19 protein-coding genes are annotated in these 21617 nt (G+C 72.1%); 13 read left to right on the top strand and 6 right to left on the bottom strand.

Features of this window, described 5'->3' with window-relative positions; all coding sequences use genetic code 11:
- The first annotated feature begins 34 nt into the window (after window positions 1-34).
- The 4 genes from ACSC1Q_RS06450 to ACSC1Q_RS06435 all read left to right on the top strand — a co-directional run bounded on the left by ACSC1Q_RS06450 (window position 35) and on the right by ACSC1Q_RS06435 (window position 4436).
- Complete coding sequence (locus tag ACSC1Q_RS06450; RefSeq protein WP_436757723.1) at window positions 35-820, top strand: ABC transporter permease; 786 nt, start codon at window positions 35-37, stop codon at window positions 818-820.
- 3 nt (window positions 821-823) lie between these two features.
- Window positions 824-1573: an ABC transporter ATP-binding protein gene (locus ACSC1Q_RS06445; protein WP_436757722.1), complete on the top strand. Its 750-nt coding sequence runs from the start codon at window positions 824-826 to the stop codon at window positions 1571-1573.
- A gap of 446 nt (window positions 1574-2019) precedes the next feature.
- Complete coding sequence (locus tag ACSC1Q_RS06440) at window positions 2020-2850, top strand: helix-turn-helix domain-containing protein (protein WP_436757721.1); 831 nt, start codon at window positions 2020-2022, stop codon at window positions 2848-2850.
- Between the two features lie 11 nt (window positions 2851-2861).
- A complete protein-coding gene (locus ACSC1Q_RS06435) occupies window positions 2862-4436 on the top strand; it encodes a sensor histidine kinase (RefSeq protein WP_436757720.1) in 1575 nt (524 codons plus the stop codon).
- A 141-nt stretch (window positions 4437-4577) separates the two neighbouring features.
- On the opposite strand, the gene ACSC1Q_RS06430 is transcribed toward ACSC1Q_RS06435, so the two are convergent.
- The gene (locus ACSC1Q_RS06430) at window positions 4578-5054 is read right to left on the bottom strand and encodes a hypothetical protein (protein ID WP_436757719.1); all 477 of its coding nucleotides are present in this window, start codon (window positions 5052-5054) and stop codon (window positions 4578-4580) included.
- A gap of 103 nt (window positions 5055-5157) precedes the next feature.
- Between ACSC1Q_RS06430 and ACSC1Q_RS06425 the strand changes: the two genes are divergently transcribed.
- From ACSC1Q_RS06425 to ACSC1Q_RS06415, 3 genes are all read left to right on the top strand, one after another.
- Window positions 5158-5712 (top strand): MFS transporter, encoded by a 555-nt coding sequence (locus ACSC1Q_RS06425; RefSeq protein WP_436757718.1) that lies wholly within the window; start codon window positions 5158-5160, stop codon window positions 5710-5712.
- A 52-nt stretch (window positions 5713-5764) separates the two neighbouring features.
- Window positions 5765-6511, top strand: a complete 747-nt coding sequence (locus ACSC1Q_RS06420; protein ID WP_436757717.1) for a YcnI family copper-binding membrane protein — start codon at window positions 5765-5767, stop codon at window positions 6509-6511.
- Window positions 6512-6938: 427 nt separating this feature from the next.
- Window positions 6939-8300 (top strand): ABC transporter substrate-binding protein, encoded by a 1362-nt coding sequence (locus tag ACSC1Q_RS06415; RefSeq protein WP_436757716.1) that lies wholly within the window; start codon window positions 6939-6941, stop codon window positions 8298-8300.
- A 197-nt stretch (window positions 8301-8497) separates the two neighbouring features.
- Here ACSC1Q_RS06415 and ACSC1Q_RS06410 read toward each other — a convergent pair whose 3' ends face one another.
- From ACSC1Q_RS06410 to ACSC1Q_RS06400, 3 genes are all read right to left on the bottom strand, one after another.
- Window positions 8498-9580, bottom strand: a complete 1083-nt coding sequence (locus ACSC1Q_RS06410; RefSeq protein ID WP_436757715.1) for an ABC transporter permease — start codon at window positions 9578-9580, stop codon at window positions 8498-8500.
- Window positions 9567-10595 carry an ABC transporter ATP-binding protein gene (locus ACSC1Q_RS06405; RefSeq protein WP_436757714.1) on the bottom strand — a complete coding sequence of 343 codons (1029 nt, stop codon included), beginning with the start codon at window positions 10593-10595 and terminating at the stop codon, window positions 9567-9569. Before ACSC1Q_RS06405 ends, ACSC1Q_RS06410 begins: the two co-directional genes overlap by 14 nt.
- 293 nt (window positions 10596-10888) lie before the next feature.
- Window positions 10889-12136, bottom strand: a complete 1248-nt coding sequence (locus ACSC1Q_RS06400) for a LolA family protein (protein WP_436757713.1) — start codon at window positions 12134-12136, stop codon at window positions 10889-10891.
- A gap of 163 nt (window positions 12137-12299) precedes the next feature.
- Here ACSC1Q_RS06400 and ACSC1Q_RS06395 point away from each other — a divergent pair, with 163 nt between their 5' ends.
- The 5 genes from ACSC1Q_RS06395 (at window position 12300) to ACSC1Q_RS06375 (ending at window position 19062) form a co-directional block, all read left to right on the top strand.
- Window positions 12300-12974, top strand: coding sequence for a response regulator transcription factor (locus ACSC1Q_RS06395; protein WP_350976805.1), 675 nt, complete (start codon window positions 12300-12302; stop codon window positions 12972-12974).
- On the top strand, window positions 12964-14646 hold the full coding sequence (locus ACSC1Q_RS06390; RefSeq protein WP_436757712.1) for a sensor histidine kinase: 1683 nt from the start codon (window positions 12964-12966) through the stop codon (window positions 14644-14646). The genes ACSC1Q_RS06395 and ACSC1Q_RS06390 overlap by 11 nt, the downstream gene beginning before the upstream one ends.
- A 59-nt stretch (window positions 14647-14705) precedes the next feature.
- The gene (locus ACSC1Q_RS06385) at window positions 14706-15350 is read left to right on the top strand and encodes a TetR/AcrR family transcriptional regulator (protein ID WP_436757711.1); all 645 of its coding nucleotides are present in this window, start codon (window positions 14706-14708) and stop codon (window positions 15348-15350) included.
- A gap of 341 nt (window positions 15351-15691) precedes the next feature.
- Complete coding sequence (locus tag ACSC1Q_RS06380; protein ID WP_436757710.1) at window positions 15692-17122, top strand: pyridoxal phosphate-dependent decarboxylase family protein; 1431 nt, start codon at window positions 15692-15694, stop codon at window positions 17120-17122.
- Between the two features lie 170 nt (window positions 17123-17292).
- The gene (locus ACSC1Q_RS06375) at window positions 17293-19062 is read left to right on the top strand and encodes a S8 family peptidase (RefSeq protein WP_436757709.1); all 1770 of its coding nucleotides are present in this window, start codon (window positions 17293-17295) and stop codon (window positions 19060-19062) included.
- A gap of 135 nt (window positions 19063-19197) precedes the next feature.
- On the opposite strand, the gene ACSC1Q_RS06370 is transcribed toward ACSC1Q_RS06375, so the two are convergent.
- Complete coding sequence (locus ACSC1Q_RS06370) at window positions 19198-19647, bottom strand: MerR family transcriptional regulator (protein WP_436757708.1); 450 nt, start codon at window positions 19645-19647, stop codon at window positions 19198-19200.
- 58 nt (window positions 19648-19705) lie between these two features.
- On the opposite strand from ACSC1Q_RS06370, the gene ACSC1Q_RS06365 reads away from it, so the two are divergent.
- The gene (locus ACSC1Q_RS06365) at window positions 19706-20890 is read left to right on the top strand and encodes an MFS transporter (RefSeq protein ID WP_436757707.1); all 1185 of its coding nucleotides are present in this window, start codon (window positions 19706-19708) and stop codon (window positions 20888-20890) included.
- Window positions 20891-20939: 49 nt separating this feature from the next.
- Here ACSC1Q_RS06365 and ACSC1Q_RS06360 read toward each other — a convergent pair whose 3' ends face one another.
- Window positions 20940-21557 (bottom strand): VOC family protein, encoded by a 618-nt coding sequence (locus ACSC1Q_RS06360; protein ID WP_436757706.1) that lies wholly within the window; start codon window positions 21555-21557, stop codon window positions 20940-20942.
- Window positions 21558-21617: the final 60 nt, after the last annotated feature.

Below are 21617 nucleotides of genomic sequence, written 5' to 3'. Positions count from 1 at the left end.
AGACGGCCGGGAAGACGGCCGGGGAAGGCGGACGGTGAGGACGTACCTCCTGCTGGCCTGGACCTGGCTGAGGGCCTCGGCGCAGTACCCGAAATCGTTGATCATGATGGCGGTCGGCTCGTTCGTCATCAACGGGCTGGACGTGGCCGCGATCTGGGTGATCTTCGAGCACACCGGCTCGCTGGGCGGATTCGACCTGGCCGAGGTGATGTTCCTGTACGGCACCGCCGGACTGTCCTTCGCGCTCGCCGACATGCTCTTCGGCAACGTCGACCGGCTCAGCCAGCACATCAGGAGCGGCGGCTTCGACACCATGCTGATCCGCCCGGCGAGCGCGTTCACCCAGATGGCCGTCGACCGCTTCGGGGTGCACCGCTTCGGCAGGCTGGCCCAGGCCGCCGTCGTGCTCGCCGTCGCCCTGCCCCAGCTCGGCCTGAGCCGGGACAGGGTCTGGATGATCCCGCTGATGGTCGTGTGCGGGCTCGTCATCTTCACCTCGGTCTTCGCCCTCGGCGGGGCCGTCCAGTTCCTGCTGACCGACGCCCCCGAGGTGGCCAACGCCTTCACCTACGGAGGCGGCACCCTCACCCAGTACCCCCTGAGCGTCTACGGCTCCGAGCTCGTCAAGGGCGTCACCTTCGTCGTGCCGCTGGCGTTCGTGAACTGGCAGCCCGCGCTGTTCGTGCTCGACCGCGACGACCCCCTCGGCCTGCCGTACTGGCTCCGCTTCGCCTCACCCCTGGCGGCCGTCCTCCTGGCCGCCGTCGCCGCCCTCGCCTGGCGGGCGGGCATCCGCCGTTATCGCTCGACGGGAAGTTGACACATGATCGAACTCGACCGGGTCGGCCGCTCGTTCACCGTGGGCCGCCGCGGGACCAGGAAGACCGTGCACGCCGTACGGGATCTGTCATTCACCGTGGAGGCCGGGGAGTTCGTCGGCTACCTCGGGCCCAACGGCGCGGGCAAGTCCACCACGATCAAGATGCTCACCGGCATCCTGGCGCCGACCTCGGGCAGCGTCCGGGTGGCCGGGCTCGACCCGGCCCGCCGCCGCACGGCGCTGGCGCGCAGGATCGGGGTGGTGTTCGGCCAGCGGACGACTTTGTGGTGGGATCTGCCGCTGCGGGACAGTTTCGAGCTGATCCGACACCTGTACAAAGTAGATCAAACGGACTTCCGGCGGAGGCTGGCCGAGCTGACCGAGCTCCTCGACCTCGCCGCCCTCATGACCACCCCGGTCCGCCAGCTCAGCCTCGGCCAGCGCATGCGCGGCGACATCACCGCCGCGCTCCTGCACGACCCCACCGTGCTGGTGCTCGACGAGCCCACGATCGGCCTGGACGTGGTCAGCAAGGCCGCCATGCGCGACTTCCTGCGGCGCCTGAACGCCGACCGGGGCACCACCGTCCTGCTCACCACCCACGACATGGGCGACATCGAGAAGCTCTGCCGCCGCGTGATGCTGATCGACCACGGCAGCCTCGCCTTCGACGGCACCCTCGACGACCTGCGCGCCACCGCCCCCGAGGGGGACTCCATCGAGGAGGTGGTCGCCCGCCTCTACTCCGGCTGACCCGCCGGACCCCGCGCCCGAGCGGAGGGGACGGCCTCTTATTGCACCCGCGAGCAGGGGGTCAAGATGCGCGGCCAAGATTCTCCGGCAGGACAAGTGTGACCTTAATCACATTTCCATGATCCCGTCGGCACGGGAGCACCCTTCGCTCGCGTTTGGAACCTTCTTGACCCCCCGGGCATTCTCCATACGAAAAACCGGTTCGCGATAACCGTTCCTCTCCGCCCTTTACCACTGGAATCCCCCGCGCCTGGCCGATAATGCCATCGGAGCGACAAAGGTAAAACGCCACCGAACGAGATTCGACGATCATCGATCCGGAGCGGGAAACGATCGGAAAGAAACCTTGTAAAGAGGCTCCCACCAGCGCGTTCGTCAAGTCTCGAGAGCGTCAGTGGGAGTAATACTGCCACCATGTCAAATGGGTTCTGGCATACCTTAATGCTATGGACAGCGACAATCTCCTCGGTGAGTTCCTTCGCGCTCGGCGCGAACTCACCACCCCCGAACAAGTGGGCCTCCTGCCCGCTGGTTCCCGGCGGACGCCGGGGCTGCGCCGGGAAGAGGTGGCGATGCTGGCCGGAGTCAGCACCGACTACTACATACGCCTGGAGCAGGGACGGGAACGTCACCCGTCCGAGCGGGTGCTCGGCGCTCTCATGCAGGTCCTCAACCTCAACGCCGACGCCGCGACGCACATGCACGAGCTGGCGCACCCCGGGCCGCGACAGTCCAGAACCGCCGACCAGCCGGAACGGGTCAAACCGGCGCTGGTGCGCTTGATACGGAGCTGGCCCTACACCCCGGCGATCGTGACCAGCCGCTGGATGGACGTGCTCGCCTCGAACCAGATGGCCGACGCCCTCTACGACGGGCTGGCGCACCGGGACAACCTGCTCCGGCTGCTCTTCCTGAACCCGGGCTCCCGCCGGTTCTATCGTGACTGGGAGGAGTCCGCCCGCCTCAAGGTCGCCCAGTTACGCGCCGTCGCGGGCGCGGACCTCGACGATCCGTACCTGACCGACCTGGTCGGCGAGCTCTCGCTCAAGAGCAAGGACTTTCGCCGGATGTGGGCGCGCCACGACGTGTTCAGCGGGAACGTCGCGACCAAGCGCTTCCACCACCACGACGTCGGCGACCTGACGCTCACGTACGAGCTGTTCAACATCAACGGCTCCACCGGCCAGAAACTGATCGTCTTCCAGGCCGAGCCGGGAAGCCCTTCCGCGCACGCCCTGAACCTGCTGGGCAGCCTAGCGGCGCTGACGTCGCCATGAAGGGGCCGCGCATGCGCTCGATCCAGGCGCGCTACACGATCATCACGACGATGCTGCTGCTGGTCATCCTCGCCCTGGTGGGCACGAGCATCGACATGGCGATCCGCTACCGGATCCAGGACGACGGCTTCGGCAACGCCGAGCGGGTCGCCAGCCAGTGGAGCGCGCTGGTACGGATCGGCAACATCCCCGACCCGATCCCCGCGACCGCCCCGGTCGACCTCGTCCAGCTGGTGAACTCCCACGGCACGGTGATCAACTCCAGCAGGCAGGCCATGGGCATGGCCCCGATCAGCACGAGCCGCCCCCCGGCCGACGACCGGTTCCAGCAGCTGACCGAGGGCTCCGTCATGGTCATGGCCATCCGGGTCTCCCCCGCGGCCGACTCCCCGGTGGTCTACGCGGGCCTGGAGGAGCCCGCCATCCTGCACGAACACCACCTGGAGTACTTCATCGCCGCGGGCGTCCTCATCCTGCTGGCCCTCGCGGCCTGGATGACCTGGTGCGTCGTGGGGCGGACGCTACGCCCCGTGGCGGCGATACGCGCGCGGATGTCCGAGATAACGGTGAGCGACCTGAGCCTGCGGGTGCCCATCCCCCCGGGCGAGGACGAGATCGCGCTGCTCGCCCGTACCGCCAACCAGACCCTGACCCGCCTGGAGGAGGCCGTGGAGCAGCAGCGCCGCTTCGCCTCCACCGCCTCCCACGAGCTCAGGACCCCGATCGCCGGCCTGCGCGTGCAGCTGGAGGAGGCCCTGCTCTACCCCGACGACATCGATCCGCGCGACACCATCCGGGGGGCGCTGACGGCCAGCGGCCGGCTTGAGGCGATCGTCAACGACCTGCTGCAGCTGGCCAGGCTGCGCGCCGCCGACCCGGCGCCGCAGGAGCTGATCGACCTCGGCGACCTCGTGACGGAGGAGGCGGCCCAGGGCACCGGGATGCCGGTACGGGTCCAGGTGACCGCCCGCGTACAGGTCCGGGGCTCCCGGATCCAGCTGATCCGGGTGGTGGGCAACCTGCTGAGCAACGCGCGGCGGCACGCCGACAGCCGCGTCGAGGTCTCCGTCGGCTTCGAGGACGGCAAGGCCGTGGTGGCCGTGGTCGACGACGGCGCCGGTATCGCGCCCGCCGACCGCGAGCGCGTCTTCGAGCGCTTCACCCGCCTGGACGACGGACGTCTGCGCGACTCGGGCGGCAGCGGGCTCGGCCTCGCCATCTCCCGCGACATCGCCCACGCCCACCAGGGAACCCTGCTGATCGAGGACTCGCCGCGAGGGGCCAGGTTCGTCCTCAGGCTCCCGCCGGAGGACACGCGGCCGCTCGGGGCCGACCCGGAGGTCCAGCGCGCCGGCCCGGGGAAGACCGTCCCGCCCTCCAGGAGAGCGGACGGCAGGGAGTCCACCGGTAAATCCACCGGCAAGGAGTCCGCCGGCAGGGAATCCGCCGTCAAGGGTGCCACCCGCGAGGAAGGCCCCCGTAAGGCCCGCAAGGCCCCCAAGGAAGGGGCCCTCGACGAGGGGACGCACGGGGAGGGCGTCGGCACGAAGGGCCCGTTCACCTGGGCCGGTCACCGCCGGCGGTGACCGGGGTCACGGCGCGGGACCGGCGGACGCGCGGTGACCGACCACGGCACCGGTGATCGAAGGCCGTGGTGATAGGAAGCCCCGGTGATCGGCGCGGTGACCGGAAGCCTCGGTGATGAGCGCGGCCTCGGGGGCGAGGACTCAGCGGTAGCCCTGGGCGTCGGACTCCTCGTACTCCTCCTCGTCGTCCCGGAAGCGCGGCGCCCAGCGGGAGGGCATCAGCACCGGCAGGAACAGCAGGACGCCGAGGAGCGCGTAGACACCGGTGGTCAGCAGCAGGCCCATGCCGCGACCGGCCTGCAGGAGCACCTCGTGGAAGGCCGGATCGTCGGGGACCAGGCCCATGGCGCGCCTGACGTCCAGGGCGTAGACCACGGTCCAGGCGAGCAGGACCATCGACGGGACGAAGGCCGCCAGCGGGGAGACGCGACCGGCGACCACCAGGCCGATCAGGAGACCGATCCCGGCCATCACCCCGAGGGCGATCCAGGTCCTCGAACCGCTCTCCGCCGGAAGGGGCACCAGGCTCGCCCCCGCCTCCTGTACGGCCCAGCCCGCGCCGAAGAGCAGCACGGCCGCCGCGAACAGCCCGACAAGCACCCCAACGACGTGCCGCATCGCCACCACCTCGGCTTGAAGGACCTGTCACGGTCGCGGCAACCATAGCGACAAAAAGTCCAGAACGGCAGACACCCCGGAGCGTGAGAACATATGGGTCACCATGCGCGCCCGCCTCCCGTTACGCCTCACGCGCGCGGCCACCTTCTCGGCCGTCTGCCTGGCACTCGCCGTCCTCGGCCACGTGGCCGCGGGCGGTTCCTGGCCGCGGCCGTGGGTGGTGGGCGCGGCGGGAGCGGCGGTCGTCGTGATGGCCGTGCTGCTCGCCGGGCGCGAGCGGTCGATGGTGACGATCAACGCCGGGCTCGCCGCCCTGCAGCTGGCGCTGCACGAGCTGCTCGCCCTCGGTGGCGCCGCGGGGGTCCCGCCCCCGCATCCGCACGTCAGGGGGCTGGGCGAGAACCTCGGCATGCTCGTCGCGCACCTCACCGCGACCCTGATCACCGGGTGGTGGCTGGCCCGCGGCGAGAGCGCCCTGTGGGTGCTGCTCCGCTCGGCCGGTCGCCGCCTCGGCGCCATGTTCCTCCCTCCGCTGTGGTCCCCGGCCGCCGTCACCGCCCCGCCGGGCACCGCGTACGCCCCGGTCACGCCCGTCGCCGCGCGTGCCGTCCTCCGTCACTCCGTCAGCCGGCGCGGTCCTCCGCTTCCCGCCGCCTGACCCGACCCCGTAAATCCCGAATCCTTGACGTTCCGAAGTGGAGAAAACCCTCATGTCGCTCTCGCACGCCTTCCGCCGTCTGGCCGCCGTCACCGCCGGTGTCACCGCCCTCACCCTCGGTCTCGCCCTTCCCGCCCTCGCGCACGTCACCATCAACCCCGGCACCGCCGAGCAGGGCGGCTTCACCAAGGTCGCCTTCCGGGTCCCGAACGAGCGTGACGACGCCTCGACGACCAAGCTGGAGGTGACCTTCCCCACCGACCACCCGCTGGCCTTCGTCTCGGTCAAGCCGGTGCCCGGCTGGGACGTCAAGGTGGTCGAGGGCAAGCTGCCCAAGCCGATCACCACCGAGTACGGCGAGCTCACCGAGGCGGTCACGAAGGTCACCTGGTCGGGCGGGAAGATCGACCCCGGCCAGTTCCAGGAGTTCGAGGTGTCCATGGGCACGCTGCCCACCGACACCGACCAGCTCGTCTTCCCCACCACCCAGACCTACAGCGGCGGCGAGGTCGTCAAGTGGGCGGACGAGCCCAAGGCCGACGGCTCCGAGGCCGAGCGCCCGGCCCCGACGCTGAAGCTCACCCCCGCCTCCGCCGAGGGAGCCGGTCACGGCGCCTCCGCCACCCCCTCGGCCGCCGCCTCCTCGGCCCCGGCGGTGTCGACGCCGTCGGTGGCCCCCGTCGCCGCCTCGGAGGGCTCGGACGGCACCGCCCGCCTGCTCGGCGGGGCCGGTCTGGTGCTCGGGCTCGCCGGGCTCGTGGTCGCGGCGTTCGGCCTGCGCCGGGGCCGCGCCTCCTGACGACCGTCTCCGGAGTCGCCTTTTGACCGTCTCATGACCACCTTCTGACCATCCTCGATCTCCCTCCGATCCTCTTCCGATCGCGCGGAACGGCCCCGGGAGGCCTCCCGGGGCCGTTCCGCGTTTTCCGTCGCCGTCCCGCGTTCCTCCGGTGCCGCCGCGCCTCTCCCGCCCCCTCCCGCCGGGAGGCCGCGTCACACGCCCTCCCGCCCTCTTACGGCCGCGCCGGCACCTCGCCGGGCCGTGGGACGGGGCGCCCGGCCGCGCGTCGCGGAAATGTTCGCGGCTCAGGGCGGCGTTCCACCGGTATGTCTGCTGAGTCACGCCTCCCGTGCCGTCCCCGCGCCTCCCTCTCCCGCGGCACCGCCTGTTCCGCCGGCCAAGGCCGCCGGGCGGCGTTCTCCCACTCCTCATGGAGGTCCCCGTCATGCGGCACAGCACGCGCGTCACAGCGGTCGCCGCGCTCTCCCTCGCCCTGCTCGCCCCGGTGGCCTGCGGTACACCGCCCCTCCATCACGTCTCGCAGCCCCCGCTCCCCGAGGTCAAGGAAGCCGACATCGCGAGGGCCCTGCGGACCCCGACCACGCTGACGTTCTGGTCGTGGGTGCCCAGCCTCGGGAAGACGGTGGCGCTGTTCGAGCGGGAGTACCCCAAGATCAAGGTCAACCTGGTCGACGCGGGCCGCTCCAGGATCGAGTACACCAAGCTCCGGGCCTCGCTGAGGACCGGCACCGGCGTTCCCGACGTGGCGCAGATCGAGTACTTCGCGCTGCCCCGCTTCGCGTTCTCCGGAGCCGTGACCGACCTCAACGCGTACGGCGCGGAGGACCTGGCGCGGAGGTTCACCTCCTCGGCCTGGGACCAGGTGGACCTCAACGGCAGCGTCTACGCGATCCCCCAGGACACCGGCCCGATGACCATGATCTACCGCAAGGACGTCTTCGACCGGCTCGGCCTGAAACCGCCGAGAACCTGGAAGGAGTTCGTGACGGTCGCCGAGGCGATCAGGAAGAAGGACCCCCGCGTCTTCATCACCAGCGTCGACCCGACCGACTCCGGCATCGCCGACAGCCTGATCTGGCAGGCGGGCGGGCGGCCGTTCGGCATCGAGAACGCCACGACCATCCGGATCGACCTGCAGGACAAGGGGACCAGGCGATGGGCGAGGCTGTGGACGCGGCTGTCACACGAGAAGCTCGTCGACCCGGCCGTGACCTGGACCGGCCCGTGGTGGAAGAACATGGCGAGCGGCAAATACGCGCTGTGGATAACGGGCGCCTGGGCGCCCGGCGTCATCCAGGGCGCGATCCCGCGGACCAAGGGCGTGTGGCGCGCCGCGCCCCTCCCGCGCTGGGACACCGGGAAGCCGGTCAACGCGGAGAACGGCGGCTCCGGCGTGTCCGTCCTCGCGACGAGCGAGCACCAGCTCGCCGCCTACGGCTTCGCCCGATGGCTGGACTCCGATCCCAAGGCGGTCAGGTCACTGAACACCGTCTCCGGGGTGTTCCCCGCGACGACCGGCCTGCTGGAGAGCGAGAGGTTCCTCGACGTCGAGATCCCGATCCTGGGGGGTCAGCGGGCGAACAGGCTGTTCAGCGAGGGCTCCGCGCAGGTGGCGAAGGGCTGGCAGTACCTGCCGTTCCAGCTCTACGCCAACAGCGTCTTCGCCGGCAGCGTGGGACGGTCGCTCTCGCACGCCACCAACCTCGACATCGGCCTGAGGGCCTGGGAGCAACGGCTCAGCGCCTACGCGCGACGGCAGGGCTTCAAGGTCTCCCCCGAGCATTGAACCTTCCCGTCGACTCCTCCACAGCCGGAAACACCGTGAGAGGTACGGGTGACGGGACGGGAACCCCGGCGGTCGCGCGGTTCCGGACCGCCGGGGCGTCGAAGGCGAACCGTCCGGCGCCCCTTCCGTACGACCTCTTCCGTACGATTTCCGGACGCCCGCATTTCACGGGACGCGGGGCACCGGGGCGGGCGTGGTCAGGCGGTGATGTCCTTGCCGGTGAAGCGCGCCCAGGCGATGGAGCCGAAGACGACGACGTAGGCGGCGAAGACCAGCAGGCCCTGCCCCATGTCGCCGGTGGCCATCGGGTCCCGCAGGACGCCGTCGAAGCCGTTCCACCACTCGGTGAGCATGTACGGCCGGATCACCGACAGCTGCGGGATGACTCCCAGCACCTGGGCCACGATGACGACGACCACGGTCGAGGCGATGGCCCCGATGGACACCTCGGTCAGGGTCGACAGGGCCAGCGCGATGGCGGCCAGGGCGGCCATGCCCGCGGTGACGTAGAGCACGACGACGCCGATCCGCAGCACGCCGTCGAGGAAGGGGATCGTCCCTCCCGACAGCAGCGTGATCGGACCGGCGGGGAACAGCAACAGGCCGGTGAGCAGCGCGGACAGCGCCACCACGGTGACGGCGGCCAGGCAGAAGAGGATCACGCCGACGTACTTGACGGCCAGCAGGCGGGTCCGGCCGGCCGGGGCCGCGAGCAGGTAGCGCAACGTGCCGATGCCCGCCTCCCCCGCGATCGAGTCCCCGGCGACGACCGCGACGGCGACCGGCAGCAGCAGTTGCACCAGGACCGAGAGCGCGGCGAAGGTGAGGAACAGCCCGTTCCCGGTGACCTGTTCGAAGATCGCCGGCCCGCCGCCTCCGCCGCCTCCGCCGTCCCCGTCGCCCGTGGATCCGCCGAACGTCCGCAACGCGATCCCGATCAGCGCCGGGATCACGGCGAGCACCGCGAGCATGGCGAGGTTCCTCGGCCGCCGGAAGATCAGGCCGGTCTCCGAGCCGAGCAGCCGCAGCCACGCCCGGGGGGCGCCCACCGCCCGCCCGGCGGGGGCCGGGCTCCCGGAGGCGTTTCCAGAGGCGCTTCCGAAGGCGCGCCCGCCGCCCGCGAGAGCCGTTCCCGGCACGAGGGTGTTTTCCGGCACGAGGCCCGCCCCCGTTTCCGGCGCGAGGCCCGCCCCCGTGGCGGGCTGCCGGCCGGGGGTGGCGCGTGTGGCGCGTGTGGCGTTCTCGGTGGACACGGCTTCCTTCCCGCTAACCGTCGACATCGAATCCCTCCCCGGTCAGGTCCACGAACATGTCCTCAAGACTGGGCCGCTGGACGGCCAGGCCGCGGACGGCGACGCCGTCGGCGACCAGGGCCACGCACACCCGCTCCGGCGTGTCGGCTCCCAGCGCGGCGCTGACGTCGCCGTCGCCGAGACGGATCTCCGGCAGGCCGAGCCCGGCCAGCACGGCCGCCGCCTCGACGGTGTCGGGGGTCTCCACCCGGATCCTGACCGTCTCCCCCGCGCGCAGCTCGGCGATGGACCCCTGGGCGACGAGCCGCCCGGTCCGCATGACGGCGACGTGGGAGCACATCTGCTCCACCTCGACCAGCAGGTGGGAGGAGACGAACACCGTCGTCCCCTCGGCGGCGATCTCCCTGACCAGGCCGCGTACCTCGCGGGTGCCCTGCGGGTCCAGGCCGTTGGTCGGCTCGTCGAGGATGAGCAGCTCCCTCGGGCCGAGCAGCGCGGCGGCGATGGCGAGCCGCTGGCGCATGCCGAGCGAGTAGGCGCGGTAGCGCTTGCGGGCCGCGGCGGCCAGGCCCACCCGCTCCAGCGCGTACCCGATCCTGGCCTGGACGGTGCGCGGGTCGGCCGAGGGGTCGGCGGCGTCGTAGCGGCGCAGGTTCGCCTCGCCCGACAGGTAGGGGTAGAAGGCCGGTCCCTCGACGAGGGCGCCCACCCTGGGCAGCACGCCGCCCGCCCCTCCGGGCATCGAGGTGCCGAGCAGCCGCCAGTCGCCCGCCGTCGGGGCCACCAGGCCGAGCAGCATGCGGATCGTGGTGGTCTTGCCCGAGCCGTTGGGGCCGAGGAAGCCGAACACCGACCCGCGGGGGACGGCGAGGTCGAGGGAGTCCACGGCCACCTGGCCGCCCTTGAAGCGCTTGGTCAGCCCGCTGGTGACGATGGCGAACCCCCCGTCGGACGGGCTCGGGGCCGGCCTCTCGGTGGTCACGGCCGCCGGGCCCTCCCCGACCTCGCCGGTCCGGTTCTCCTCGCTCCCGCTGTTCCTCACGTTCTGGACGATCGGCACTTCTCCCCCACTGCTCGTCGGTTCCGGGACGGCCGCGCGGCCGTCCCGGCTGGATCTCGCGCCCTGGACGTTCACGAGCGCCCCTGAACACTCATGAACCGGCGAGTACGCCGAGTCCGCTGGATGTTGCTTGACGTGCTGGATTCCTGGATTCTCGGAACGTCGCGCGCGGCCCGGACGGCGTCCCCGATTCACGCCGCCGGACCCCGCCTGTGGATCCCGCCGGGAGCCCGGCGCCGCCCCCGTACGGGGGCGTCAGGCTCCCGGCGCCGAGCTCACTTCTGACCGGCCGCCTCGGACAGCTTCTCCGGGGTGACGGCGCCGACCAGCAGGCGGCCGTCGTCGGTCAGCAGCGCGGAGACCAGCTTGGTCTGGATTACCTTGCCACTGCCCCACGGGCCGCTGATCGGCTTGGCCGACCGCAGCAGGGCACCGGTGATCGCACCGGCGTCCTGTCCCGCGCCCTGCCCGGAAGAGCCCGCGTCCTGCCCGGAAGAGCTCTCACCCCGGGGTGCCGAGATCAGCTTCTCCGTCTCGGAGGCGGGGATCACCGCGACCGTGGTCCAGCCCCCACCGACGATCTTGGCCTTCTCGCCGATCTTCTCGCCCTCCTTGAACTTCTCGCCCTGCCGCGCGCCGCCCTCCTTGGCGAGTTCGCCGATCGAGGTCTCCTCGACCTTGGCCCCCGCGGGCGGGGTGAAGGCGAAGTTCTCCGCCGCGGGCGGGGAGAACGTGACCGAGGTGAAACCGACCTCGAAGGCGGGCTCGGCCGCGCTCCTGGCGTACACCTGGACCCGCAGCGGGACGAAGGTCTCCCCGTCCAGCGCCAGCTTGACCTCCCTGACCAGGGACGAGGCGTCCTTGGGCGCGAGGACGAGCTGGTAGGCCGCGCGGTCGGCGACCTTCTCGGTGCTGGTCACGCTGACCGTGGTGTCGGCGCCGATCCGCTTCAGCAGCTCCTGGGCGAGCTGCTGCGGCGTGGTCGCCGTGGGCAGCGCCCTGTGCGCGTCGCCGACCCCGGCGCCCGGCTTCTCGCCCCCGAGGCCCCCGGGGCCCCCGGTTTCCCCGGCGCCCCCCTCGCTTCCCGCCTTGACGCGGGTGGCCTTGTTGAGTTCGCTCTGCCACAGCCAGACCTGGTCACCGTTGACGATCAGGTCGGTCTCGCTCATCCGTCCGGGGAGGGCGAAGCGGACCTTGTCCTCCCCGCCGTACCAGACCTTGAGCTCGTGCGAGCCCGCCAGCAGGGCGGCGGGCGAGGATCCGCCCGCGCCCGGCAGGCCGGGCAGGCTGGGCAGACCGAGCGAGGCGGTCTGCATGACGGTGCCCGACATGGGCTTCAATCCGCTCTGGCTCGCCTGGGCGGCGCTCGCCAGCAGCTGCTCCGCGGTGCGCTCGGGCAGCGTGGGATCCCCCTGTACGGCGGCGATGACCGGTCCGGCTCCGATGGCTCCGGCGACCAGCGCGGCCGCGGCGACCGGTACGGCCCACCTCACCGCGCGCCCCCGTCTCGCTTGCTCAGACATCTCATTCCTCCACGGTATGCCGTCGATCCCTGTCATCAGCAGCTTGCGTGACAGGTCCTGTGCCGAAGCTGAGACAGACTGAGAGGGCTCACAGGCTTCTCAGCCGCCTCTCAGGCCGGGTGGTCGAGGATGGGCACGTCCGAGATGGTGGAAGGGGCAGTCCATGCGGGTTCTCGTCGTGGAGGACGAGCGGAGGATGGCCGCCGCTCTGCAACGTGGCCTGCAGGCCGAGGGGTTCGCGGTCGACCTCGCGCACGACGGGGAGGACGGCCTGCACCAGGCCAGGCACGGCGAGTACGACGTCGTGGTCCTGGACATCATGCTGCCCAGGATCTCCGGCTACAACGTCTGCAAGCAGCTGCGGGCCGAGGAGAACTGGGTGCCGATCCTGATGCTGTCGGCCAAGGACGGCGAGTACGACATGGCGGACGGGCTCGACCTCGGCGCCGACGACTACCTGACCAAGCCGTTCTCGTACGTGGTGCTGGTGGCCAGGCTGAGGGCGCTGCTGCGGCGCGGGGCGAACCGGCGGCCGTCCGTGCTGAGGGCCGGGGACCTCGCGCTCGACCCGGCGCGGCGGCGGGTCACCAGGGGCGAGACGCCGGTGGAGCTGACGCCCAGGGAGTTCGCGCTGCTGGAGTTCCTGATCCGCCACCACGACGAGGTGGTCTCCAAGACGGAGATCCTGGAGCACGTCTGGGACACCTTCGACACCGACCCCAACGTGGTCGAGGTGTACGTCGGCTACCTGCGGCGCAAGATCGACGTGCCGTTCTCCCGGAACGCGCTGCAGACGGTACGGGGAGCGGGATACCGGCTGGCCGGCGATGGCGGCTGACCCGGCCTCCCGGTCCAGGCAGGCCCCCGGCGCCCGCCGGGGCCGGCCCGGTGCGGGTGTCCCGGCGGGCGCGGCCTCCCTCACCGGAGCCCTTACCGGAACGGCCTCCCCTGCCGACGCGGCCGCGCACGGGGGAGGGCGCGCGGTCGGCCTGTGGCGGCGCCAGAGCCTGCGCTTCCGGCTGACGGCGGTCGCCTCGGCCGTGCTGGCGGTGGCGCTGGTGGTCTCGGCCTACGTGATGATCACCGTGCTCGGCAACGCGCTGCTGTCCACCATCGACGAGTCGATCTACCAGCGGGCCAGGGAGACGATCTCGCTGGCCGACGCCGGGCGGCTGCCCGACGAGATGACCTCGCCCGACGGCACGCTCCTGCAGGTGATCGACGGCACGGGGCGGATCACCCACACGACCACCGGCACCGACAGGCTGGTGCCGCTGCTGGACGCCGGGGACCGGGCGGCGGCCATCGGCAGGGGCGAGGCGCGCTTCCTGGACGGGAAGCCGTACGGCATCCCGCACATGCTCCGGGTCCGGGTGCTCAGCGCCGACCGGGGGCAGACGGTGATCGCGGCCCGTCCCTTCAGCGAGGTGCAGACCAGCATCTCCACGGCCGGGCACGTGCTGATCGTCGGTACGCCGCTGCTGCTCGTCCTGCTCGCGGGGGCCAGCTGGGTGATCATCGGCGGGACCCTGCGGCCGATCGCGGCGCTGCGCCGGGGCGCGGACGAGATCACCGACACCGCCCGCTCGCGCCGCCTGCCGGTGCCCGAGGCACGCGACGAGGTGCACAGCCTGGCCACGACGCTGAACGCGATGCTGGCCCGGCTGGAGAAGGCCGGTGTCCGGCAGCGGGCCCTGGTCTCGGACGCGGCGCACGAGCTGCGCAGCCCGCTGGCGAGTATCCGGCTCCAGCTGGAGGTGGCGCTCGGCCATCCCGAGGGGCAGGACTGGCGGGAGACGGCCGAGGGGGTGCTGGAGGACACGATGCGCCTGTCCAGGCTGGCCGAGGACCTGCTCTCGCTGGCCCGGCTGGACGAGCGCGGCGGCACACCCGCGCGGGGGGAGCCGGTGGAGCTGGACCAGCTGGTCGCGCAGACCGTCGAGCGCTACGGCGAGGCCGTCACGGTACGGATCGCGGGCGAACCGGAGAACGGGCCGGGGAACGAATCGGGGAGCGCACCCGGCGCACCCGGCGGCGGACCGGGGAGTGGCCCCCGCGCGGGCGGCGGGCCGTCAGGCAGGCCCGGCACGGCCGACGGGCCGGAAAGCGGGCCTCGCGCGGCCGGCGACCCCGCGGGCGGGCCGGGGAGGCGGCCGGAGGGCGGGCAGATCAGGGTCACCGGGGACGCGCTGGACCTGAGCCGGGTGCTGGTCAACCTGGTCGACAACGCGCTGCGGCACACCTCCGCCCCCGTGCTGGTCGAGCTGCGGGCCGAGGGGGCCGACGCCGTGCTGACCGTCACCGACGACGGGCCGGGCATCCCCGAGGCCGACCGGGAGCGGGTGTTCGACCGGTTCACCCGGCTGGACAGCGCGCGCAGCCGCGACGAGGGCGGGGCCGGGCTGGGCCTGGCCATCGTGCGCGAGACGGTCCACGCTCACGGCGGCGCGGTCCACCTGGAGGACGCCTCTCCGGGCCTCCGCGCGGTCGTACGGCTTCCGCTATCTTGACCGAGGCTTGTGCCTCACCCGCTTGGCCGGGCGATCGCCCGGGACCTAGCGTCGCCTTTATGACTTCCGTTGACGGCAGCCGGCGGGAGCTGATCCTGCGGGTCGCCACCGGCCTGTTCGCCGCGCTGGGGTACGACAGCACGTCCGCGAGCCAGGTCGCCGAGGCCGCCGGGCTGAGCGTCGAGGCTCTCGGCGAGGAGTTCGGCGGCAAGCGGGAGCTCTATCTGGAGATCATGGAGCGCGAGTACCGGGCCGAGCGGGCGTCCCTGGTGAAGGCGCTGGACGGGATATCCGCGGTGACCCCCGAGCGGACGGCGCTGGTGGTCCACCGGATCGTCGACCACTACCTCGACTTCTGCGTCGCCCACCCCGAGTTCCCCTCCCTCTGGATGCACCGCTGGCTCGCGGACGCCAGCGACGTCACCGAGCTGGAGCGGAAGTACATCCAGCCGCAGATCGACCTCGTCTCCAGCGTGATCACTCCCGCGATGAAGGCGGGGTACGTGGACGCCGGCGTCGACATGAAGTACGCCTTCTGGTCGGTGGTGTGGTGCGTGCACGGCTTCTGCCAGGGCGGGGTCCTCGACCGGGAGGGCAACCGCCAGGACGCGGAGGATCCCGCCGTGCTGCGGCGGTTCCGCGCCTACCTGCACCAGATGATCCACCGCGTCGCCGCCCTGCCCGGCTCGCCGCCCTCGCCCTGACCTCCGCCTCTCGCCCCTGACTCCCCTCCCGGCCTCCGTGCCCTGCCCCCGCCCGGACTCCCTGCCTGAACTCCCTTTCCCGCTCCCCTCCCGGCCCCGTGCCCCCGCCCGGACTCCCTTCCCCGCCCCCGCTCCCCTCCCGGCTTCGTGCCCCTGCCCCGCCCGGACTCCCGCCCCGTCCCGTGCTCCGGTCGCCCGTCCCGTATCCCGGGCCGGTGCGCGCAATCGGATCTTCGTACGGCACGATTTCGTGTGATTTCGTGTGATGCTGGCACTTCCCGGCAGCCCCTGCGGGCCGCGTCCTTCCAGCCCGCACGAGCCCCGTACCACCGAGGAGACCGATGAGCCTGCCTGACAAGGGCCGTACCACCGACGAACTGCTGGCCGAGATCGCCCGCCTCAAGCGGGACGACCTGCCGGTGCGCGGCGGCAAGGTGACCGCGTACGTCTACGACACCGGACGGCCCGAGGTGCACGAGGCCGCCGCCAGGGCCTACTTCGAGATGCTGGAGGTCAACACCCTCGACCCGACGGCCTTCCCCAGCGTGGTGGAGATGGAGAAACAGGTCGTCGGCGCGGTCGCCGAGCTGCTCGGCGGGGGTTCGGGCGTCTTCACCAGCGGGGGCACCGAGTCGATCATGCTGGCGGTGAAGGCCGCGCGGGACTCCCGCGAGACGGCGGGCCGCCCCCGGATGGCGGTGCCGGTGACAGCGCACCCCGCCTTCCACAAGGCCGGGCACTACCTGGGCGTCGTGGTGGACGCCGTACCGGTGGACCCGGTGACGTTCCGGGCCTCCCCCGCGGACGTCGAGGCCGTGATCACCGAGGACACCGTCCTGGTGGTCGCCTCGGCGCCGTCGTACCCCCAGGGCGTGATCGACCCGATCGCCGAGATCGCCGGGATCGCCGCCGCGCGCGGCGTGCTCTGCCACGTGGACGCCTGCGTGGGCGGCTGGCTGCTGCCGTGGCTGCGCGAGGCCGGGGCGGAGGTCCCGCCGTTCGACCTGTCGGTTCCCGGGGTCACGTCGCTCTCCTGCGACCTGCACAAGTTCGGGTACGCGCCCAAGGGCGCCTCGGTCGTGCTGTTCGCCGACCCGGCGCTGCGGCGCAGGGCGTACTTCGCCTCGGCCTCGTGGCCCGGCTACACGGTGATCAACGCCACCGTGCAGAGCTCGAAGTCCGCGGGCCCGCTGGGCGGCGCGTGGGCCACCTTCCAGGCCCTGGGCAGGGAGGGCTACCTGGAGCTCGGCCGCACCACCCTGGCGGCGGCCCGCGAGCTCCGCGAGGGCATCGCGAAGATCCCCGGGCTGCGGGTGCTCGGCGACCCCGAGTCGGCGCTGGTCGCCTTCGGCTCCACGGGAGACGAGGACGGGGTGGACGTCTTCGTGCTGTCGGACGAGGCCAGGAAGCGCGGCTGGTTCCTGCAGCCGCAGCTGTCCTACGCGGGCATCCCGGCCAACATCCACATCACGGTGACCGGGGTGACCATGCGGGGCGTCGAGGCGATGCTGGAGGTGATCGCGGAGGCCACGGAGGCGGCGCGCGAGCGGGGTCCCGCGGAGCTGCCCGAGGGACTGGTGGAGCTGGTGGCGGGCCTGGACCTGGACGCGCTCGACGACGCCGCCTTCGGCGAGCTGGCGACGGCGGTCGGGGTGGACCTGGGCGGCTCGGGGCAGCCGGAGATGGCCGTGGTCAACGCGGTCCTCGACGCCCTCCCCGCCGACCGGCGGGAGGCGATCCTGATCCGCTTCCTCTCCGTCATCTATTCCTGATCGCCCGCTATCCACTCCCGATCGCGTACGGACAACTACATAACAAATTGATTTACCCTTGTCATGATATTGCAGTAAATATCGCGCTGGCCGACGATGGGGACGCTCCACCGCCGCCCGGGATCCCCGACCGGGATACCGGGCCCACCCCCTCCAGGAGGTCCGCGAACATGAGCAAGGCCCCCACCCTCCGATTAGCGGGATTGGTCACCGCCGCACTCCTGCTCGCCCTCGGGTCGGTCACCCCGGCCTCGGCGCGGCAGCACACGGGATCCACCGATTCCACGGGTTCCACCGGTTCCATCGTCAAGGCGGACAGCGCGAACGCGGTCCCCGACAGCTACATCGTGGTCCTCAAGAGCCGGTTCAGCCGGGTCGACCGCGAACGCCAGGCACGCGAGGTCGCCGAGGGCGAGGGCGCGCAGGTGAGCGCCGTCTACCAGCGCGCCGTCAACGGCTTCGCCGTCCGGGCCAGCGAGGAGCAGGCCAGGCGGATCGCCGCGCGGCCCGACGTCGCCTACGTCGAGCAGGACCAGGAGTTCACCCTGATCAACCAGGCCGTCTCCTCGTGGGGCCTGGACCGGGTCGACCAGCGGAACCTGCCGCTCGACGGCAACTACACCGCGCCGAACACCGGTTCCGGCGTGCGGGCCTACATCATCGACACCGGCATCCGGGTCACCCACTCCGACTTCGGCGGGCGGGCGCAGGCCGGGCGCGACGTCTACGACGACGACAACGACGTGGCCGACTGCAACGGCCACGGCACCCACGTCTCGGGAACGGTCGGCGGCGGCCAGTACGGCATCGCCAAGGCCGTCACGCTGATCGGCGTGCGGGTGTTCGGCTGCGGCAGCACCACCTCCACCTCGATCATCATCGAGGGCGTGGACTGGGTCACCGCCAACGCGGTCAAGCCGGCCGTGGCCAACATGAGCCTGGGCGGCGGCGCGAGCGCCACGCTCGACACCGCGGTCTCCAACTCCATCGCCTCCGGCGTCGTGTACGCGCTCGCCGCGGGCAACGAGAGCACCGACGCGTGCACCCGCTCCCCCGCGCGGGTTCCCGCCGCGATCACGGTGGGCGCCACCACCAGCACCGACGCACGCGCGTCCTACTCCAACTTCGGCACCTGCCTGGACCTGTTCGCCCCCGGTTCGGCCATCACCTCGGCCTGGAACACGAACGACACCGCCTCCAACACGATCAACGGCACCTCGATGGCCTCCCCGCACGTCGCGGGCGCGGCGGCGCTGATCCTGAGCGGCACTCCCACCGCCACCCCGGCGCAGGTGCGCGACACGATCGTCGCCAACGCCACGCCCGGCGTGGTGACCAGCCCCGGCACCGGATCGCCGAACCTGCTGCTGTACGTCGGCGGCGGCGGCCCCGGCCCCCAGCCCACCGTGGTCTACTCCGACGACTTCGAGGCCGAGCGCGGCTGGACGGTCAACCCCGGCGGCACCGACACCGCGACGACGGGCCGCTTCGAGCGCGGCGACCCCGGACAGACGTCGAGCGGCGTGATCACCCAGCCCGGCACCACCCCCAGCGGCACGTACGGGCTGGTCAGCGGTGCGGCGGCCGGGTCGAGCGCGGGTGACGGCGACATCGACGGCGGTGTGACGAGCGCCCAGTCACCGGCGATCACGCTGCCCGCGAGCGGGACGCTCACGCTGTCCTTCTCCTGGTATCTCGGTCATCTGAACAACGCGAGCAGCGCGGACTACGTCCGGGTCCGCGTGGTCGGCACGACCACCACGACCGTGCTGAACCAGACCGGTGCCGCGTCCAACCGCGCCGCCGCCTGGGCCACCGCCACGGCCAACATCTCCGGCCACGCCGGGCAGGTCGTCCGTGTCGTCGTGGACGCGGCCGACGCCTCCGGGGCGAGCCTGGTGGAGGCCGGGTTCGACGACGTCAAGATCACCTCACAGTAGACCTTCGAGCACGTAGACCTTCGAGTCCGTAGACCTTCCTGAGCACGAGGCACCCTCGCCTCGCGATCGGGCCACCCTTCCCCCCCAAGGGTGGCCCGATCCTTTTTCTCCCCCGGACGCCCGGCCCGTCCCTTCTCAGGATGAACCCGTCCTTCCCGCGTCACCGATCGGCTCTCCGGGCGAGGGGGGAACGCCCTCCGTCGCGACGAGGCCGGTGACGGTGCGGGCGACCTCCGGCGGGGCGGCGACGATGACGGCGTCGAGCATGGCTCGGGACGCCCGCAACTCCTCGATCGCGTGGCTGATCCGGTCACGCTCGCGCCACAGGTGGGCGACCAGGTCCGAGCAGGTCGGCACGAGGCGCTCGCCGTCGTCGCGGACACAGGGCAGGACGCTCGCGATCGTGGCGGTGTTCAGGCCGGCGGTGAGCAGGCTGCGGATGCGCCGCACGGTGGCGACGTCCTGCTCGCTGTACTCCCGGTAGCCACTGGGCCGCCGGACCGGCCGCAGCATGCCCTGTTCCTCGTAGTAGCGCAGCAGCCGCTGGCTCACCCCGGTCCGCCGGGACAGGGCCCCGATGCGCATGTGATCTCCCTCACTGCCGGTTGACTCTCACATACGTGTGAGAGTTTAACGTCGCCGCATGCGAAAGAGTTCTGTCATCCTCGCCGCGCTGTGCGCGAGCGTCTTCGTCATCGGTACCTCGGAATTTCTCGTCGCGGGGCTGCTGCCGCAGGTCGGTGCGGACCTGCGGGTCTCGGTGGAGGCGGCGGGGCAGGCGGTCACCGCCTACGCGCTCGGAGTGGTGATCGGCGGGCCGATCGTCACCGCCCTGACCATACGGCTGCCGCGCAGGGCCCTCGCGCTGGGGCTGATGCTGCTGTTCGCCGCCGGCAGCGCGATCAGCGCGCTGGCCCCCTCGTACGAGGTCCTGCTGGCCGGCCGGGTGGTCTCCTCACTGAGTCACGCCGCGTTCCTGGCCCTGGCCCTGGTGACGGCGACGAGTGTCGTCCCGGCCGAGCGCGTGGGAACGGCCGTCGCCACGGTCGTCTCCGGCTTCACCGCGGCGACCCTGCTCGGCGTGCCCCTGGGGGCTCTGCTCGGGCAGGGGGCGGGCTGGCGTGTCCCGTTCGCGGTGCTGACCGGGCTGGCGCTGGCGGGCACCGCGCTGCTGGCGGTCGTGCTGCCCCGGCAGGCGGCCCAGGCCACCCGCGTCCGCGACGAGGTGCGGGTCGTGACCCGGCGGCCGGTGCTGCTGGCGATCGTCACCACCGCGGTCGGCTTCTCCGGGGTGGCCACGGTGTTCACCTACGTCGCACCGTTGCTGACCCAGGTCACCGGGTTCGCCGCCCCCGCGGTCTCGGCGCTGCTGCTGGCCTACGGGGCGGGCAGCCTCGTGGGAAACCTCGCCGCGGGCCGGCTCACCGACCGGGCTCCCACCGCCACCGTACGCGCCGTCTTCGCCGCTCTGGCGGGGGTGCTGGCCCTCACCCCGTTCGCGGTCACCTGGAAGCCGTCGGCCGTACTCGCCGTACTGGCGCTCGGCCTGCTCGCCACCGCCACCATCGCACCGCTGCAGGGACTGATCCTGCGGTACGCGGGTGCGGCCCCCACGCTGGCGGTGGCGGTCAACGTCGGCGCCTTCAACCTCGGGGCGGCGGCCGGGTCGGCGATCGGCGGTGCCGTCGTGGCCGCGGGTGGCCTGCGCTGGAGCGGGCTGGCCGGGGCGCTCCTCAGCCTGGCCGGTCTCGCCCTGTCCTATCTCGCCGTCCCCCGCCGCGCCGAGGCGCCCGCAGACACCCTCACCGAGCCCGTCTCGGCGGCCTGAACCCGGATTCTCCGCCACCGCCGCCGGGGCCCCGGGCCGGGACGACGCTCTAGGAGAGTCTGATCCCGCCGATCACGGCCACCAGGCGGGGCTCGTCACCGGCGGCCACCTCCAGCTCGGTCCCGAGCGCGGACAGGTACCCGGCGACGGTCGCGGGGTCGGGGTGGAAGGCGGTGAGCGAGGTCAGCTCCACCACGGGCAGGCCGCGCTCGGCGGGGTGCGCGGTGCTCCCCCAGTCGATCAGGAACGGGACCAGGCCGTCGCCGGTGTCGTCGGGCGAGGACGTGAGCCGCCACTCCAGCAGCTCGCCCTCCGGGGTGCGGCGCGACATCGGGTGGACGTCGCCCGGCTCGTACCCGCGCTCGCGGGCCCGCGCGACGACCGCGTCGAGGTCGTCCGGGTGGATCGCCCAGGTGACCAGGCGCGGGCCGGGCAGCAGGTCGAGGCCGAACGGCCGGGCGAGGCCGGGATCGGGCTGGTCGGGGTCCGGGCCGATGATCTCCAGGTAACGGCGCCCGCCCAGGCCCAGCAGGTAGTTGCGGGTGCCCAGGCCCACGTGGCGCCCGCCCTCGACGGGCTCCGCGCCGAGCAGGCCCGCGAGTTCCCGTACGGTCCCGTACAGGTCGGGGGTGGCGTAGACGAGGTGGTCGAGCAGTTCTTCCGGCATGGGTCGGGCTCCCGTCCGTGTTTGCGGCGGGCGGCTCGGCGCCCGCGGGAAAGGGGTACT

The sequence above is a fragment of the Streptosporangium heterodermiicola genome (assembly GCF_051390675.1).
In the GTDB taxonomy this organism is placed as follows: Bacteria; Actinomycetota; Actinomycetes; order Streptosporangiales; family Streptosporangiaceae; genus Streptosporangium.
Note: the sequence above shows the minus strand (reverse complement) of the source record. Positions and strands in the feature narration are given on the sequence as shown.

What these genes read in the sequence shown, in the direction of transcription:
- ACSC1Q_RS06445 (WP_436757722.1), top strand. Translation starts at nt 824, where the DNA reads ATGATCGAACTCGACCGGGTCGGCCGCTCGTTCACCGTGGGCCGCCGC.
- ACSC1Q_RS06440 (WP_436757721.1), top strand. Translation starts at nt 2,020, where the DNA reads ATGGACAGCGACAATCTCCTCGGTGAGTTCCTTCGCGCTCGGCGCGAA.
- ACSC1Q_RS06435 (WP_436757720.1), top strand. Translation starts at nt 2,862, where the DNA reads ATGCGCTCGATCCAGGCGCGCTACACGATCATCACGACGATGCTGCTG.
- ACSC1Q_RS06430 (WP_436757719.1), bottom strand. Translation starts at nt 5,054, where the DNA reads ATGCGGCACGTCGTTGGGGTGCTTGTCGGGCTGTTCGCGGCGGCCGTG.
- ACSC1Q_RS06425 (WP_436757718.1), top strand. Translation starts at nt 5,158, where the DNA reads ATGCGCGCCCGCCTCCCGTTACGCCTCACGCGCGCGGCCACCTTCTCG.
- ACSC1Q_RS06420 (WP_436757717.1), top strand. Translation starts at nt 5,765, where the DNA reads ATGTCGCTCTCGCACGCCTTCCGCCGTCTGGCCGCCGTCACCGCCGGT.
- ACSC1Q_RS06415 (WP_436757716.1), top strand. Translation starts at nt 6,939, where the DNA reads ATGCGGCACAGCACGCGCGTCACAGCGGTCGCCGCGCTCTCCCTCGCC.
- ACSC1Q_RS06410 (WP_436757715.1), bottom strand. Translation starts at nt 9,580, where the DNA reads ATGTCGACGGTTAGCGGGAAGGAAGCCGTGTCCACCGAGAACGCCACA.
- ACSC1Q_RS06400 (WP_436757713.1), bottom strand. Translation starts at nt 12,136, where the DNA reads ATGTCTGAGCAAGCGAGACGGGGGCGCGCGGTGAGGTGGGCCGTACCG.
- ACSC1Q_RS06395 (WP_350976805.1), top strand. Translation starts at nt 12,300, where the DNA reads ATGCGGGTTCTCGTCGTGGAGGACGAGCGGAGGATGGCCGCCGCTCTG.
- ACSC1Q_RS06390 (WP_436757712.1), top strand. Translation starts at nt 12,964, where the DNA reads ATGGCGGCTGACCCGGCCTCCCGGTCCAGGCAGGCCCCCGGCGCCCGC.
- ACSC1Q_RS06385 (WP_436757711.1), top strand. Translation starts at nt 14,706, where the DNA reads ATGACTTCCGTTGACGGCAGCCGGCGGGAGCTGATCCTGCGGGTCGCC.
- ACSC1Q_RS06380 (WP_436757710.1), top strand. Translation starts at nt 15,692, where the DNA reads ATGAGCCTGCCTGACAAGGGCCGTACCACCGACGAACTGCTGGCCGAG.
- ACSC1Q_RS06375 (WP_436757709.1), top strand. Translation starts at nt 17,293, where the DNA reads ATGAGCAAGGCCCCCACCCTCCGATTAGCGGGATTGGTCACCGCCGCA.
- ACSC1Q_RS06370 (WP_436757708.1), bottom strand. Translation starts at nt 19,647, where the DNA reads ATGCGCATCGGGGCCCTGTCCCGGCGGACCGGGGTGAGCCAGCGGCTG.
- ACSC1Q_RS06365 (WP_436757707.1), top strand. Translation starts at nt 19,706, where the DNA reads ATGCGAAAGAGTTCTGTCATCCTCGCCGCGCTGTGCGCGAGCGTCTTC.
- ACSC1Q_RS06360 (WP_436757706.1), bottom strand. Translation starts at nt 21,557, where the DNA reads ATGCCGGAAGAACTGCTCGACCACCTCGTCTACGCCACCCCCGACCTG.